18 protein-coding genes are annotated in these 13,222 nt (G+C 63.6%); 9 read left to right on the forward strand and 9 right to left on the reverse strand.

Annotated elements, in window-relative coordinates; all coding sequences use genetic code 11:
- Positions 1-198 precede the first annotated feature (198 nt).
- The 3 genes from P3T23_RS45995 (at position 199) to P3T23_RS46005 (ending at position 2,006) form a co-directional block, all read left to right on the forward strand.
- Entirely contained in the window at positions 199-1,176 is a 978-nt protein-coding gene (locus P3T23_RS45995) for a transposase (protein WP_429322663.1), read from the forward strand.
- 122 nt (positions 1,177-1,298) lie between these two features.
- Positions 1,299-1,577, forward strand: a complete 279-nt coding sequence (locus tag P3T23_RS46000; protein ID WP_429322664.1) for a DUF2513 domain-containing protein — start codon at positions 1,299-1,301, stop codon at positions 1,575-1,577.
- Between the two features lie 87 nt (positions 1,578-1,664).
- The gene (locus P3T23_RS46005) at positions 1,665-2,006 is read left to right on the forward strand and encodes a hypothetical protein (protein WP_429322665.1); all 342 of its coding nucleotides are present in this window, start codon (positions 1,665-1,667) and stop codon (positions 2,004-2,006) included.
- Positions 2,007-2,036: 30 nt separating this feature from the next.
- On the opposite strand, the gene P3T23_RS46010 is transcribed toward P3T23_RS46005, so the two are convergent.
- Entirely contained in the window at positions 2,037-2,228 is a 192-nt protein-coding gene (locus P3T23_RS46010) for a hypothetical protein (RefSeq protein ID WP_429322666.1), read from the reverse strand.
- A 171-nt stretch (positions 2,229-2,399) separates the two neighbouring features.
- On the opposite strand from P3T23_RS46010, the gene P3T23_RS46015 reads away from it, so the two are divergent.
- From P3T23_RS46015 to P3T23_RS46025, 3 genes are all read left to right on the forward strand, one after another.
- Positions 2,400-2,669 (forward strand): DUF3717 domain-containing protein, encoded by a 270-nt coding sequence (locus P3T23_RS46015; RefSeq protein ID WP_429322667.1) that lies wholly within the window; start codon positions 2,400-2,402, stop codon positions 2,667-2,669.
- A gap of 157 nt (positions 2,670-2,826) precedes the next feature.
- Positions 2,827-3,315, forward strand: a complete 489-nt coding sequence (locus P3T23_RS46020; protein ID WP_429322668.1) for a ProQ/FINO family protein — start codon at positions 2,827-2,829, stop codon at positions 3,313-3,315.
- Complete coding sequence (locus P3T23_RS46025; protein ID WP_429322669.1) at positions 3,300-3,995, forward strand: CTP synthase C-terminal region-related (seleno)protein; 696 nt, start codon at positions 3,300-3,302, stop codon at positions 3,993-3,995. The genes P3T23_RS46020 and P3T23_RS46025 overlap by 16 nt, the downstream gene beginning before the upstream one ends.
- A 103-nt stretch (positions 3,996-4,098) precedes the next feature.
- Here P3T23_RS46025 and P3T23_RS46030 read toward each other — a convergent pair whose 3' ends face one another.
- The 6 genes from P3T23_RS46030 to P3T23_RS46055 form a co-directional block, all read right to left on the reverse strand.
- Entirely contained in the window at positions 4,099-4,356 is a 258-nt protein-coding gene (locus P3T23_RS46030; RefSeq protein ID WP_429322670.1) for a hypothetical protein, read from the reverse strand.
- 74 nt (positions 4,357-4,430) lie between these two features.
- Entirely contained in the window at positions 4,431-4,814 is a 384-nt protein-coding gene (locus P3T23_RS46035) for a hypothetical protein (protein ID WP_429322671.1), read from the reverse strand.
- A 3-nt stretch (positions 4,815-4,817) separates the two neighbouring features.
- A complete protein-coding gene (locus P3T23_RS46040) occupies positions 4,818-6,059 on the reverse strand; it encodes a hypothetical protein (protein WP_429322672.1) in 1,242 nt (413 codons plus the stop codon).
- 19 nt (positions 6,060-6,078) lie between these two features.
- Positions 6,079-6,951, reverse strand: a complete 873-nt coding sequence (locus P3T23_RS46045; protein WP_429322673.1) for a hypothetical protein — start codon at positions 6,949-6,951, stop codon at positions 6,079-6,081.
- A 24-nt stretch (positions 6,952-6,975) separates the two neighbouring features.
- Complete coding sequence (locus P3T23_RS46050) at positions 6,976-7,194, reverse strand: hypothetical protein (RefSeq protein WP_429322674.1); 219 nt, start codon at positions 7,192-7,194, stop codon at positions 6,976-6,978.
- A complete protein-coding gene (locus P3T23_RS46055) occupies positions 7,191-8,225 on the reverse strand; it encodes a DNA-binding protein (protein WP_429322675.1) in 1,035 nt (344 codons plus the stop codon). Before P3T23_RS46055 ends, P3T23_RS46050 begins: the two co-directional genes overlap by 4 nt.
- 151 nt (positions 8,226-8,376) lie before the next feature.
- Between P3T23_RS46055 and P3T23_RS46060 the strand changes: the two genes are divergently transcribed.
- Positions 8,377-9,549: a tyrosine-type recombinase/integrase gene (locus P3T23_RS46060; RefSeq protein WP_429322676.1), complete on the forward strand. Its 1,173-nt coding sequence runs from the start codon at positions 8,377-8,379 to the stop codon at positions 9,547-9,549.
- A 176-nt stretch (positions 9,550-9,725) separates the two neighbouring features.
- Here the strand turns inward: P3T23_RS46060 and P3T23_RS46065 are convergent, their stop codons facing one another.
- Positions 9,726-10,859, reverse strand: coding sequence for a hypothetical protein (locus P3T23_RS46065; RefSeq protein WP_429322677.1), 1,134 nt, complete (start codon positions 10,857-10,859; stop codon positions 9,726-9,728).
- Positions 10,859-11,497, reverse strand: a complete 639-nt coding sequence (locus tag P3T23_RS46070) for a hypothetical protein (RefSeq protein WP_429322678.1) — start codon at positions 11,495-11,497, stop codon at positions 10,859-10,861. Before P3T23_RS46070 ends, P3T23_RS46065 begins: the two co-directional genes overlap by 1 nt.
- 507 nt (positions 11,498-12,004) lie before the next feature.
- On the opposite strand from P3T23_RS46070, the gene P3T23_RS46075 reads away from it, so the two are divergent.
- The gene (locus tag P3T23_RS46075; protein ID WP_429322679.1) at positions 12,005-12,307 is read left to right on the forward strand and encodes a hypothetical protein; all 303 of its coding nucleotides are present in this window, start codon (positions 12,005-12,007) and stop codon (positions 12,305-12,307) included.
- Between the two features lie 21 nt (positions 12,308-12,328).
- On the forward strand, positions 12,329-12,727 hold the full coding sequence (locus P3T23_RS46080) for a DUF2471 family protein (RefSeq protein ID WP_429322680.1): 399 nt from the start codon (positions 12,329-12,331) through the stop codon (positions 12,725-12,727).
- Positions 12,728-13,222 lie beyond the last annotated feature (495 nt).

The raw sequence follows: 13,222 nt of genomic DNA on the forward strand, positions 1-13,222 counted from the left end.
CGGCACAAAATCTCCATGCACGAGTGAGACCCCGTTGCGTGCGTCAATTCGCGGGACAATCCGCGCTGCCGATGTGCAGTGTTCGCGGATGTTCCTCAAAGGCGTACAGCAAAACTGTGCAACCGAAGTGGCGCAACACGAATGACCGGTTCGTGATTCGCCCTGGTCGCGGCCCGGCTTGGCTGCGTGGAGACACTCATGTGCTTCGATGAACTGAGCGATGACGAATGGGCCTGCCTCGCGACACTCCTGGCTGACGAACCCGACTCCCTGAACCGGCGGGGGCGGCCTCGTGTCCCGACCCGGCCAGTGGCCAATGCGGTGCTGTGGATCATGACGACGGGCGAACCCTGGTCCAGGCTGCCCGCACGCTATCCTTGCGGCCCGACGTGCCGGCACCGCTTCGCGGAGTGGCTGGATGCCGGTACGCTGGCGCAGATGATCAGCGTGCTGTCGGGCTTCGGGCGCACGTTCGCCTGTATTCCGCAGGCGCCGGTGGCGCGCGCCGCACGGTCTGGGCGGGTGCACGACACGGACGGCACACATGGCATCGTCTGGACGAGTCCCGAAACCTGGCGGACCTCAGCTGTTGATGCCAACGCCTGCCCTCCGGCCGATGCGATTTCCGCGATGACCCGGCAACTGTCCGGACCAGTCGATCAGGACGATCTGATGCCGCGCAACTCACCCGCCTGCGCACGCGCAAACCTGTCCGCGCCCGGCCAGCCAGACCCTCGCTACGGTGTGTTGTGGACCAATCCTGCATGGAGCAGCGCGCAGATCGAAGCGTACCGGGACCACACGATCCACGCATCGGCGCAGCCCGTACCGCAGCAGATGTATCGCGCGTGCGTGCAGATCGTGAAGGACGGCCAGCGCGTCGAGCGTTCCGGACTGATCGGCCCGCGCTTTGCTGACGCTGAAGCGGCCCAACAGTACGCGCTCGACTGGGCACGTCAATGGATCGACCGCGAGTGCGCTACGCTCGCCCTGCGCGCCGAAGCGATGGCGGTCAGGAACGTGTCGACGTTGGTTCCACGCCCGGCTGACGAGGCCATCAGGCGGATTGCAGAGGAGCACGCCGAGCCGGCGGCGGATCGTCACGGGGATGGCGCACCTGCACCGCTTCACGATGCCCGAACGTCCCTGTCAGGTGGGCTGAAGCGCACCGGCTGAAGTGCCGGTGGGGAAACCGGATGGCGAGCCGCATGGACCGCCGGCCTGCTGCGGGCACGCACCACTTGTCGCCCGGCGCCCCGTCTTATGCGCCGGGCACGCTTTTTTGAAGGAGAGCCAACGTGAATGGCAAACGTGACCTTGTCCTGGTCCGGAGAATCCTCGAGCACGTCGAGGCCAACACCTCGATCCAGATTCCGCCGAAGCTGGAGTTCAGGACTTTCGACGGCTACGACCAGGGCGTGGTCGTACTGCACATCGTGCTGTTGCGCGAGGCCGGATTCATTGTCGCGCATGTGGACGCCCGGTCTGAGGTGAATGTATCCATCGAGCGGCTCACGTGGGCGGGCTACATCTTTCTCGACGAGCTTCGCAAGGCCGGCGACGCCCCGAGCGACTAATGCGGCCAGATCCGGGTAGTCCGTCATGGTGCACCCGAATCGACTTCTCCCAAAGCTGGCCACGTCGCCTGAGGCGAACGGATCATCATGCGCATTTCCACCATCGTGACGGTTGAACGCCTGCTCGCCTGCATCGGTGCGGGAGAACGCTGCACGCGTGCCGAAATCATGCGGCGACTCGATGCCGGCCTTTCATCGGTCCAGCATGTCCTGAACGTGTGCGTCGCGCATGGATGGCTGCGGCGCACACCCGAAGGGCGGCATCTCGTCTGGTGGAAGCCCACGCCACTGGATGGCGCCGTTGCAACGAGGCCATTTGCTGACCTGTGCGGCTACGGGGAGGAGCTGCAGCGCCTCGCGCGGCTTTCCATGGCGGCGCGCCAACGACCGCCCGGGCAGGTGATCCGTTACGGCGTGGGCTGGCAATGAGGCAGGCGCGAGCGTTTTCGCGACACTGGCTCAATGACGGCGCGCGAGCTTGCCGAGCAGCGATTCGCCTTTCGGCGTGAGATGAGGGACGGTGGCGCCACCCAGTCGTTCCAGTTCGACGAGCTGACGTTCGAGCAACGGCGCCAGCTCTTCCCGGCTGGCGATCTGGTCGGCCGAGTCCTTGACCAGCATCAGGGTTGCAAACTCATGCGCGCTGAACATAGTTTCTCGAGAAGGTATTCGCGTGGGAAATTCGTGGGGAGAGGCAGAGGTTAGACGCTGTGCGTGACAGGCAGAAGTCGGGACTACCCCGACATCAAGAAGAATCCCGTCGTTGCCGGCGCCGCGAAGTCCGGTTTATCCGCGAACTCTGCAGCCTTCGGGTGAAATGGAATGGACGAGCAATCCGCAGTCGCTTCGTCGGGCAACGTAGCCAGTGTGACGCTTGTGCAGATCGAGCGGGCACTCTGCTACTGGCGGCGCGAGGCGCTACGCGATACCGCGTCGGACGAGCGAACCGCCGGGACATTCCTGCTCGAGCTCGAAGAGCTGTACCGGAGCCTGATCGCCGCTCACCGGGGTGCTGTCCTGATTGCGCAGCTGGCGCCGCTCGAGAGGCAGGCGCTGCATCTGTGGTGGCAGACGCTGCGTGACGAGGAGTGAGCGTGACCCTCATGGCCGGGCGGAGGGCGCGTCCCCACTCCGGTATCATGCCGTCCTTTATGTACGAGAGAGCTGGATGTGAAAGTCGTATCGCCAACAACGCCGTACCCTCAGCCTGCAAGGCCTGCAAGAGGGGCTTCTGGAAATCCGCAAGCGCATGGAGCCGGCGTCCGGGGAACAGCCGCGGAGCGCCCCGCCCCGGCAACCTGCGCTGGCCCACGCGCCGGAAACCGGCAGCCGGCCTGAAGCGCCGCCGCACCCCCCCGTCAGTGCGCTGCCGCCGGCAACGCATGCAGGCAAAGGCAACAAGGCGCGTATCGAACGCAACCGCCAGTTCCACGCGATCTGGAACGTCTTCGCGAAACACCATCCGGCGGTTCGCGACCGCCTGCCACTGAAGATCGGCGTCGCCAGCGAGCTGGCCGCGCGACACCCGCAGTACAGCCAGGCACTCATCCAGCTGGTGCTCGGGCGCCACGTGAACCATCCGCGTTATCGCGAGCGTGTCGCCGCAGGTGGTTCGCGCTACGAACTGGATGGGAGTGTGTCGGCAAGCCCGGGCATCACCGCCGGGCACATCGCCAGCGCGAATGCGGCGCTGTTGGGCGTACACAAGGAGAGCAAGAAGCAATGCGAACGAAAGTAACGATCGGCCTGGTTGGCGACTATGACCCGTCGGTGCCAGCGCACCAGGCCATTCCGCTTGCATTGAAGCGAGCGGCAGATGCGAAGCAGATCGAGGTGGATTTTGAGTGGGTTCCGACCGGGGAAATCACGTCAGTTTCGCGAATCGCCATGTTCGATGGAATCTGGTGCATCCCCGCAAGTCCGTACCGCAACATGGATGGCGCGTTGCTCGCCATCCGGCATGCCCGCGAAACGTCGATTCCATTTCTCGGTACATGCGGAGGATTTCAACATGCCGTCATCGAGTATGCCCGGAATGTGCTTGGCTGGGCCGATGCAGAGCATGCTGAAACGGCACCAGGTGCCGCGCGCGCCGTCATTTCGCCACTTGAGTGCGCTCTGGTCGAAAACGTAGATCTGGTCCGACTACTCCCAGGAACCCACATTGCGACTGCCTATGGAGTTAGCGAAACAAAGGAGGGCTATCGGTGTCACTACGGACTTAATCCTGAATTCAGAACGTCGCTTGTTTTAGGTCCGCTACGCGTCGCCGCTGATGATGAAGCAGGCGACGTGCGGGCTGTCGAGATGGATGGTCATCCGTTCTTCGTCGCGACGCTGTTCCAGCCTGAGCGAGCGGCTCTCAGGGAAGAGTCTGCGCCGCTCGTCAATGCGTTCGTGGGGGCGTGCGCGGCATAAGGCCCAAGGGGGCGCCACATTCGTCGATCAGCCGGTCACGGTCCGGTCACGGAGTTCGATCGTCGCGTTTTTTAGCTGGTCATCCGCGTGAAACGTGCGGTGTTCATTTCGTTCGACAATCAGCCATGTCGCCTGCAGGCAGGGCCTCTTTGGTCGCCTTTCTTTTTTGCCGCTCGCTGCGTTGCCCTTCCGCACGCTTCACGACTTCTTCCAGCGTGTGCACGTGTTCCGGCGTAGCACGACCAAAGCGCTTGCCATAGCAATGCGCGATGAATTCCGCGAGGGGGCGCTTCCACGGTTCCTGTTGCTCATTAGCCAGCGATCCGAATTTCCGGGGATTCAATCCCAGTTCACGAGCCATCTGGATATGAGCATCGCTTAACCTGAAGCGCTGCCTCGCTTCGAACCACGGCTGAAGCTTCGAAGGTATCCGCATCAGTGCTCACCCTTGCGCCAACTCGTGGCGGTCAATCGCTCCACTGCCGCGTAGTAACGCGCCTCCGAAACGGCAGCATCGTCGTTCTGATTCGTCTTCAAGATGTCAAACAGGTGCTCTGCGACAACGGAGCCGATCGCGTGGATCGCATCGTGTCGCGTGAGCCCCTCGTTCCTGAGGCGATGCATCGCCTGGACCACGGGCTCAAGGTCCAGGGCAATCTGGTTTTCGACAATCACGTGTATCGTCGCATGCATCGTGACGTTGGGCAGCCTGATACGCGCGGTGCGATGCCAGGTTTCGACGAGAGAAATCCGCTCGTGTTCGTCGAGTTCGAGCCACGATTCAGGCGCGGGCCCGCGCTCGGGGTTGTACGCTTCCATGATTCAATCCTGCACTGATTTCTGCCTGTCAGGCGCGACATGATGCGCCAGCACCGAGGCGACGAATGAATACCCGGGACTGAGCGTGAACTGATCGCGCAGGCGCTGATGAAGCTCGTCTCGCGTCATGCCACTGGCGAGCGTCGCATCGGCGAGCGCCCCATAAGCATCGAGCACATCGCTGCCGGTGATGTCGTAACCAAAACCTGCGGCCATCCAGTGCAGCGCCGCGGTACCGCAGGTCACCGCGAATGCGGGCGCCTGGCCGGTAAAATCGCGCGCGGCCCGTGTCAGGGTGCGCGGATCAGTGGGGCTGCGCATCGCGAGAGACGCCGCCAGATCGAGCAGGCCGGCATCCTTCGCGGCGGCGAACCATTTCCCCTCCGCGCCCGGGCTGCTCGCGATCAGATCGTGGAGGATGCTCGCCGGCGCCATGTCCGGGTACTTTTTCGCGATCGCACGGAACGTGGCGAGATGGGTGGAGGCCTGATTCGCCTCAATCGCATAACGTCGGTACGCCTCGTCCTTCATGCCCGACGCCAGCAGGATCGCCTCGCATTTGTGAGCGATCGCGGCAGCGGGCGCATTCAGCCCCCTGGACGCTTCCGCGTAACGCAGTGCTTCAGCCGAACGGCCAAGTGCGATCAGTGCATCCACCCCGTACTGGCGATACATCCACCAGTTCAGGCGTGCTCCGTTCACGAGAGCGAGCAGTTCCTCATGGCGCCGGGCGGCATTCAGCGCACTCAGGCAGGCGATGGTGCCCGCGAAATGCTCACCGAGACCCTCGGCGCCCATCACGCGCGCAGTAATGGGTAACAGCCGGTCCACCCATGCGGAGGCGATCGCAGGCGTGACACACAGTTCGCCCCAGTAATCGCCGAGGCGTTCGATGTACGGCATCTGATCGTTCTGCAACGCCTCGAACAGACGCTCGAGCCAGCGCTCCCGCATGGGAACTAGCACATCGATCCGGGCGATGACCGGCACCAGCGCGTCGATCGCACGGTTCACCGCGGTGCCGATGGCACCGGACGAGCTATCGACCTGTTCGAGCGCCGCTGAAAGCTTCTCGAGCAAGGACACCGCGCCATCTGCCGCGAGAACAGGCTCCCGACGGGCGACCTGGCGAATTTCCGTGACGGCTTCCTTCAGACGCTGGATCGGCAGTGCAGATTTCCAGCCAAACGCGCCGCGCCGGAACCGGGCCGGGAAAGTCCATTTGTGAGGGGTGGTACGGGTCATTATCTTCAGGTGCGCCGTGTCAGCGTGTCTTCATGTAAGCGGCGTAAAGGCCGGCATGCAGGTCGCGTAACGCCTTGCGGCGCTCGACGAGATCATGCTGACGCCCCTGACGCTCGAGACTCAGGATTTGCCACAGCATCGACGTTGCCCGTTCGGGGTCGATGTGTCGCGATAGCTGCGCTTCGCGCAGGCGGACCGCCAGTCCCGGCTTGACCGTGAGCAGCCACGCCGGAAACCAGGCGAAATCGGCCGGCTCGCCGGTCCCGGCGAATTCCGCGTCGAACTGCCGGCGTAACGTGTCCAGCGACGCGTCTTCGAGCCGGGATAGAAGCGCCACGCACCGGGCGGGTGCGAGCCATGCCAGCTCCGCGAGCAGCGGCCACGCAACGTCCAGGCCGTCGGCACGGTATCGCGCTTCGGTCATCCACGCAAGCGGCGCCGGAATACGACGCCACGAGGCAATGCGTTCGACTGCCTGTTTCGCCGCAGTCCACTCACCCGCCTGCAGCCACATCGGCGCCGCGTGATGGTCACTGTAGTCGGTATCGAACGGCAGGGCGAGTGCCCGCTGCGCAAGCGCTTGCCAGCACGGCGCCAGCCAGGCGATGGCAGCCTGTTCACCGAACAGGCGCCGGGCCGCTGGCGAAATCTCCTCCGACAGCACACGACGGGCCCCGGCGAGCGCAGCATGGTCAACGAAGCGCGCGCTCGACGCGTCCTCGAGCGCGGCAATCAGTACCGTGAGTCCCGGCACCGTGTCATCGCCGGGATACTCGCGCATCAGTTGCTCCCACGCCTGGCGGGCGTCAGATGCATGACGCCGTTGCAGGGCGTCGAGCACATCGTTGCGGAGCATCACATCACGGCTATCGGCGAACAGGTCGAGTTGCATCGCGGCACGCGTCAAAAAATGAAATCAGAAGAGCTGGACATTGAGGTCTGCAAGGTTAGCCCATTTGACGGTGCTTCGGAACGTCCTGCCACTGTCGTCGACCGATTCGATGATGGCCCGCTGCCCACTGGCTTCGGCGACCACCCGCACGATCCGTTCGCCATAGCGCATCAGTGCGCCGATCGGTGGACAGCGCCGGCGACGCGGCTTGCGGGGACCTCTGGATATCGTCGTCTTCGTCACGTTGCTTTCTTCCGCATGGTGGCCTTGCCTGCGGAACGGGCCAGCCGGCGGGCGGCGCCCGCCATCGCTTCACCCTTGCGCCGGCCACCGCGGCCGGCAGTTCCGCCGGGCATGGACGCCAATCCCTGCTGGCGCAGCGCCTTGAGTTCCTCCACATACCCCGCGTTCGCGCGACGGACCGTGTCCAGACTGCCCTCCAGCACGCCGATTTGCTGACGCGCGTCGCCCAGTTGCGTTTGCAGTACCTGAACGTCGGCGTGCAGGCGCGCTTCGCTGTGCCCGGCACGCTGCTCGGCTGCATCCCGTTCCTTTTGCAGTCGCGCGGCCACGCCGCGCTCGCGGTCGATGTCCAGCAGCGCACGGGTCTCGGCCGCCCTGAGCCGCTCCTGCGCCAGTTGGCCGTCCGCACGCAGCTTGTCCAGTTCGGCCGCGAAGTCGTTCCGGGCGCTCTCGAGCGCCTGCTGCAGCCGCTGTTCACCCTGCTGCGCGTCCCGCAGCTGATCCTGCAACGTCGCACAGGTGGCGGTCGCGCCGGCCAGCGCCTGCTCCAGCCCGCTGACGTGGCGTCGCGCGTCATCCAGCGCGGTGGCGCTGCCCGTCAGCTCCTGGCGCAGCCGCCCGACTTCGGCCTCGGCCTGCGCCTGGCGGGCCTGCGCATCAGCGACAGCCAGTTGCGACTCATGCCGCAAGGCGGCGAGGCTCTCCTGCGCCATCCCGACGGCGCGCGTCCAGAGTACGGCCGCCAGTTCGCCGGTCGCAGCCTGCAGTTCCTCAGGCAGGTCCGCGTGCTCGATGCGTACGCGGCTCTTTTCGCGCAGTTCGGCCCAGAACTCCTGCAGCACCGCGACCGGCGTGCTCATGCTGCCCCGCCTGACTAGCTGATAGAGCCGGTTCGCGGTCGGCGTGACGCCGAAGCGGAAAAACAGCAGCGCGCAGGCCTCGCGGTACAGGTCGCGGGTTTTCGGGAACCCGGCCTTCAGGCGCTCGATTTCGGCCAGCAGGCGGGTTTCGTCGGGGATGGCATCAGACATGGGCGGCTAACCGGGCGGCGGGAAATGGGTAAATATTACGTCGTAATACGGTAGATATCTACTATCTTTGATCGTAATTTTGACATTATGCGTATAATGTTGAATTGAAGCACGAGGAGTGCGACAATCACCCAATCCCGCCCGAGGTCTCATGAAAACTGCCCTGACCGCGCCGCGCTCGCTCGACGCACTCGAACTGCCCGCCGCACTTGACGGCCGCGATGGCGTCAACCGCGCTGGCGGCCGCCGCCAGATCGCCGCCGATAACGACCTTGAGGCCGTGCGCGCGTGGCTCGCGCGGGTGGCCGATACGAAGACCACCTTCGAGACCTACCGCAAGGAGTCCGAACGGCTCCTGCTGTGGTCGATCGTGGAGCTCGGCAAGCCGCTCTCGTCGCTCACGCATGAGGACCTGCTGGCCTACCAGCGCTTCCTCGCCGATCCCCAGCCGCGCGAGCGCTGGGTGGCCGGCGGCCGCAAATTTCCGCGCGACGATCCGCGCTGGCGCCCCTTTCACGGGCCGCTCGCCGCCACCAGCCAGCGCCAGGCCATGGTGATCCTCAACGTCCTCTTTGCCTGGCTGGTCGAGGCCGGCTATCTCGCTGGCAACCCGCTATCACTGTCGCGCCAGCGCGCGCGACGTGCGGCACCCCGCGTGACGCGTTTGCTTGAGCGCGAGCTCTGGCAGGAGGTCAAGACCTACATCGATGCCATGCCCCGCGAGACGGACCGCGAGCGTGAACGGCATTTCCGCGCGCGCTGGCTCTTCACCCTGCTCTATCTCGGCGGCCTGCGGATCTCCGAGGTGAGCGGCAACACGATGGGCCGGTTCTTCTGCCGGCGCGACGCCGGCGGCCACGAGCGCTGGTGGCTCGAAGTGCTCGGCAAGGGAGACAGGGAGCGGCTGGTGCCCGCATCGGCCGAGATGATGGTCGAGCTGTCGCGTTACCGGCGCGAGCGGGGCCTGTCCGCCCTGCCCTCGCCGCATGAAGACACGCCACTGGTGCTGCCGCTCGGCCAGTCCATCAAGTCGCTCACGCGTGCGGCGCTGCATACCATCGTCAAGGGGATTTTTGCGGGGGCCGCCGCAACGCTGAGGCTGCGCGGCGACGACCAGGCCGCGCGTGCCGCGCAGCTCGAACGCGCCTCCGCGCACTGGCTGCGCCACAGCGCGGGTTCACACATGGCCGATGGCAATCTCGACCTGCGGCTCGTGCGCGACAATCTTGGACACGCGTCGCTTAGCACGACGAGTCTGTATCTGCACAGTGAGGACGATCAGCGCCACCGCGAAACAGAAGAAAAGCACCGCATCGACTGGTGACCGGGTGTTTTTGAATATGCTCGTGTTGCATACTGCATCGCTAACAATTAGCCGCCGACGTGTGTGGCGGGCCGACCGGCGCTGATCGACCCAGACCCGACGCCTGCGATGGTCTACCGACGAGCCCAAAAGCTGCCATTCGACAGTCCTCGCAGCCCACGGTGTGATTCAGGTGTCTACACCTGCAGAGCCTTGACCAAGTTGCGCTGCACGTCGTGCGACAAGCCTAACAAGAGCAGGCTGGAGAAGTTCTCCTGATAGACGTTTTTCAGAAGCTCATCTATCTCAACGGAAAGGTAAAGCAGCCAGTCGCGCTTTTCGGAGGTGTCGAAGATCACGCGGCTTCCATCGGGAACCCACAGCCTGCCAGCGGCGATCGGGTCGCGATAAAGGGAGTCGAGGTGACGCTGCGTCTCCGAGAGAATCGCAAGGTCGCTATACTGGCCTAGGTGCAATGCACTCATGTCCGCGTGATACATGATGGCAGCTATGTCATAGCTGGAGAGTTGAATGTTGCGGTCGGAGTCCGCCTTGACACTCTTGCAAAGGCGAATTGCCTTGCGCAGGCCACCGTTGATACTGTCGCATCGGCTACCTACGCGCTGGATGTGAAGGAATGGCAAGTTGTCGATCGTCTCGCCAGTCTTCTTGTTGTAGATCGTCACCGCGCGATCGGCCTGTCGGCCGCTCGTCTGAAATTCCTTGGTGTCGTACCAGTGAGCGGGCACCACGTCCACGGATCGCTGCAGCGATCCACCCGACACCTTGACCGCCTTAGCGCCAGTTTTGTCGACCTTGGCCGCTGGAAACGCGTCATCGAGATCAACCTCAACCTGCTGCCGAAGGCTGCTCAGGACGCCACCCGACGTTCTCTGGGACGGGCTCGTGTATCCGCCCCGCAAAGCCTGCACACCAGTGATGTTATACGTATAGAAGTCCTTTGTGATGGCCAGCACGTCGACGTCGCTGACCCGCTTGATGTGGACATCTAAAGGCACGGAACCCTGTAACTTGAATTCGGCATTGATGCCCGCTAAGGTCAGCCGGTCGCGCAACTGGCTGGCCACCCGCTCACCGGTCCGTTGGCTGACCTCGGTGTACTTCTTCCCGACGGCCTGCATGGCACCAATGGCGTATCGAGTCCAGCGTTGGTTTGAGGTGCCGCGCTTCTCCCACTCCTCGATTTCTGCGGCATCCATAGCAAAGTGCCCGCTTGAGGCTGAGTCAGCCTTGAGGAAAGCGTTTACGGAGGGCTCGCCCTTGCGGCGTGCCCGTAGTTGTGAGAGGCGAGCGTCGATATCGGAAGCCATTAATTCCTTTTCGTCCAGTTCATCGTGCCGAAGGTCATCCGGCCACGGCCATTGAAGTAGTCGCCAGTCGCCGACTTCAGGTCCTTCGCGATGGTCATGACGGAGCAGCCGGTGTGCGACGCTAGGTTGAGTGCGCCGGCCTTGGGGTCGTTTCTGTAGTGATAGAGCAGCACGAACCCGTCGACATTGTCATGGGCAAGTGCGGCAGAGATGCTACTGGACCCCGACGTCTTGGTGGCGAGGCGGATGCGCAGCTTGTCCCAGGACTGGACGATAGTGACTTCGGCCTGCCATTCGTACTTGGCAGAACCGTCGCTGTCGAGCGTCTCGCCGGTGCAGTTCCATGTGCCGGAGATGTCGGGGACCTTCAGTGCCAAGCCGATACCCGGCCACTTCCACGCCCACTTGTTCAACACCCAGTAGAGGAATCCGAAAACTGCACCGGCGCCGAGCAACGACATCAAAGTGGGCGGTGCGTTGACGTTCCACCCGAACTTTTTTGCTAGATCAACGACGGTCAGGAGAGTGAACACCAGTCCTCCCGAGATGGCACTCGCTGCCAAGCTCAAGAGTCGGCCGACGTTTGCTCGATTGACTCCCCCCATCACCGTGTATTCGTGTTCTTGTGGAGCGACCATTAGTTTTGATTTTACGACGGCACTGTTAAACAGTTTAAATGGAGGGGTTCGTCGCGAATTCAAGAGTCATTCAAGGAACGTGGGGTTTTCCCGGTCATGGGTGAAGCCTGTTACGTAGCAAGCGGGACGCAGACCCGCGCTCGCCATTCGAGACTGGGTGCCGCATTGAGGGGCGACAAGCGCGATGCTTTCACGACACAGCCGATGATGGGCCGACCGTACTGAGGCGGCTGGGCCCGAAACGGACATTGACGAGCGTCTGCTTATGGCCGATCTGCAACGCCGTCCGCAGCCATTGATATCGCGGCATGCGTTGCATCGCACAAGACGAAACCACCCGCGAAATGCGGATACCTAAAATAGTTACGGAAAAAACCGACAACCGTTCCGTTGCCCCTCGATCGCGCTCAACGCCGCCAGACGGCTTCAACTCAAAGTCGCAACCACCTGTTGCCCATCCTGCAAACACTGTATATATTAACACTGTACAAACATACAGGGGTTGACATGGAACACCTGATCCGCGTCATCAACGACCACGACCGCCAGACGCTCGCCTGGTTGCGCATGCATGTCGGCGACCCGCGCGTGACCGACGCCGCGCGCCGGCTGATCGCGCAACGCGAGACAACCGCCGGTTCCCCGGCCAAACCCTACGTGTCGGCCGTCTGCCGTTACCTTGGGGTGCGGCCGCCTGAGCCGCGCCAGCCGCAGCCTGACGATGCTGACCACACCGTCGGCGACCGGCATCTCGCGCAGATCCGGCGCCTCCTCGCGCAACGCCCGGTGACAGCATCCCGGCCAGGCTAACGTTTGCCCACGGAGATGACCATGTTCGATAACTCCCTGCTCGAGAACGACGATCCGGAATCCGATCCCGTCGCGTTGGGGCGTGCCGCGCAGCGCGCCGCGCTCGACCTGCAACGTCTTGTCGCGCTGCTTGCGCAGCGGCGCCCCGGAATGCGCCGCAGTGCCCACTCCCACCACGCGGCGCCGGTGCTGACGTGGCGCATGCTGCTTGACATTGAGGAACAGGCGTTTGCAGACCTGGGTTTCCAGGGGCGGCATCCCGCCACGATCCGCGATGCGTTCATCCGGCTGGCCGACAGTCGCCTGCCCGTGACGGAACCTGACGCCCCTGTCGACTGGCAACATGACGAGGACCCGCTGCCTGCCGTCTACGCGATCGTGCGGGCTGTCACGCAGGACCTGTCCGTCGAGACTGCCTGACGCAATATCAATCTGGATTCCTGATCATGCCATCGACCGATGACTGGACCGAAATCAATCCGTATGCGCTCAGTCACCCGGATGGATGGCTCATCTCCCGGTATTGCGTGAACGGGTCCGACCTGTTTCTGCTGTGGGATCCCGACGGCAAGTGTCGTGGGAGGTTCAGACGGATCCCGTCGGCCAGACGGGCGTTCAGACGTCTTGCGCCCTGCCTTACCCCCCGGCTGTACGAACGATCGAAACGCGTCGAAGCGGATGCGGGATTACCGGCCGATCCGTCCTCCGTGTCAGCAGGCCATGACAGCGCGCCAATGGCACAGCCGGCAGACATTCCGTGCCCGATGGACTCCAGCCCCGCGCGCTAACGAGCTGGCTGGAATGTTGACGCGTCGACGCCCGGCTGCGGCCTGCCTCGCCATGATGCAGCACGACAAAATCCGTGGCGCGTCAGACAGTTATGTTCCGGCTCCTTCCAGTTATCCCCAGAGATGT

The sequence above is a fragment of the Paraburkholderia sp. GAS448 genome, assembly GCF_050435685.1.
GTDB lineage: Bacteria > Pseudomonadota > Gammaproteobacteria > Burkholderiales > Burkholderiaceae > Paraburkholderia.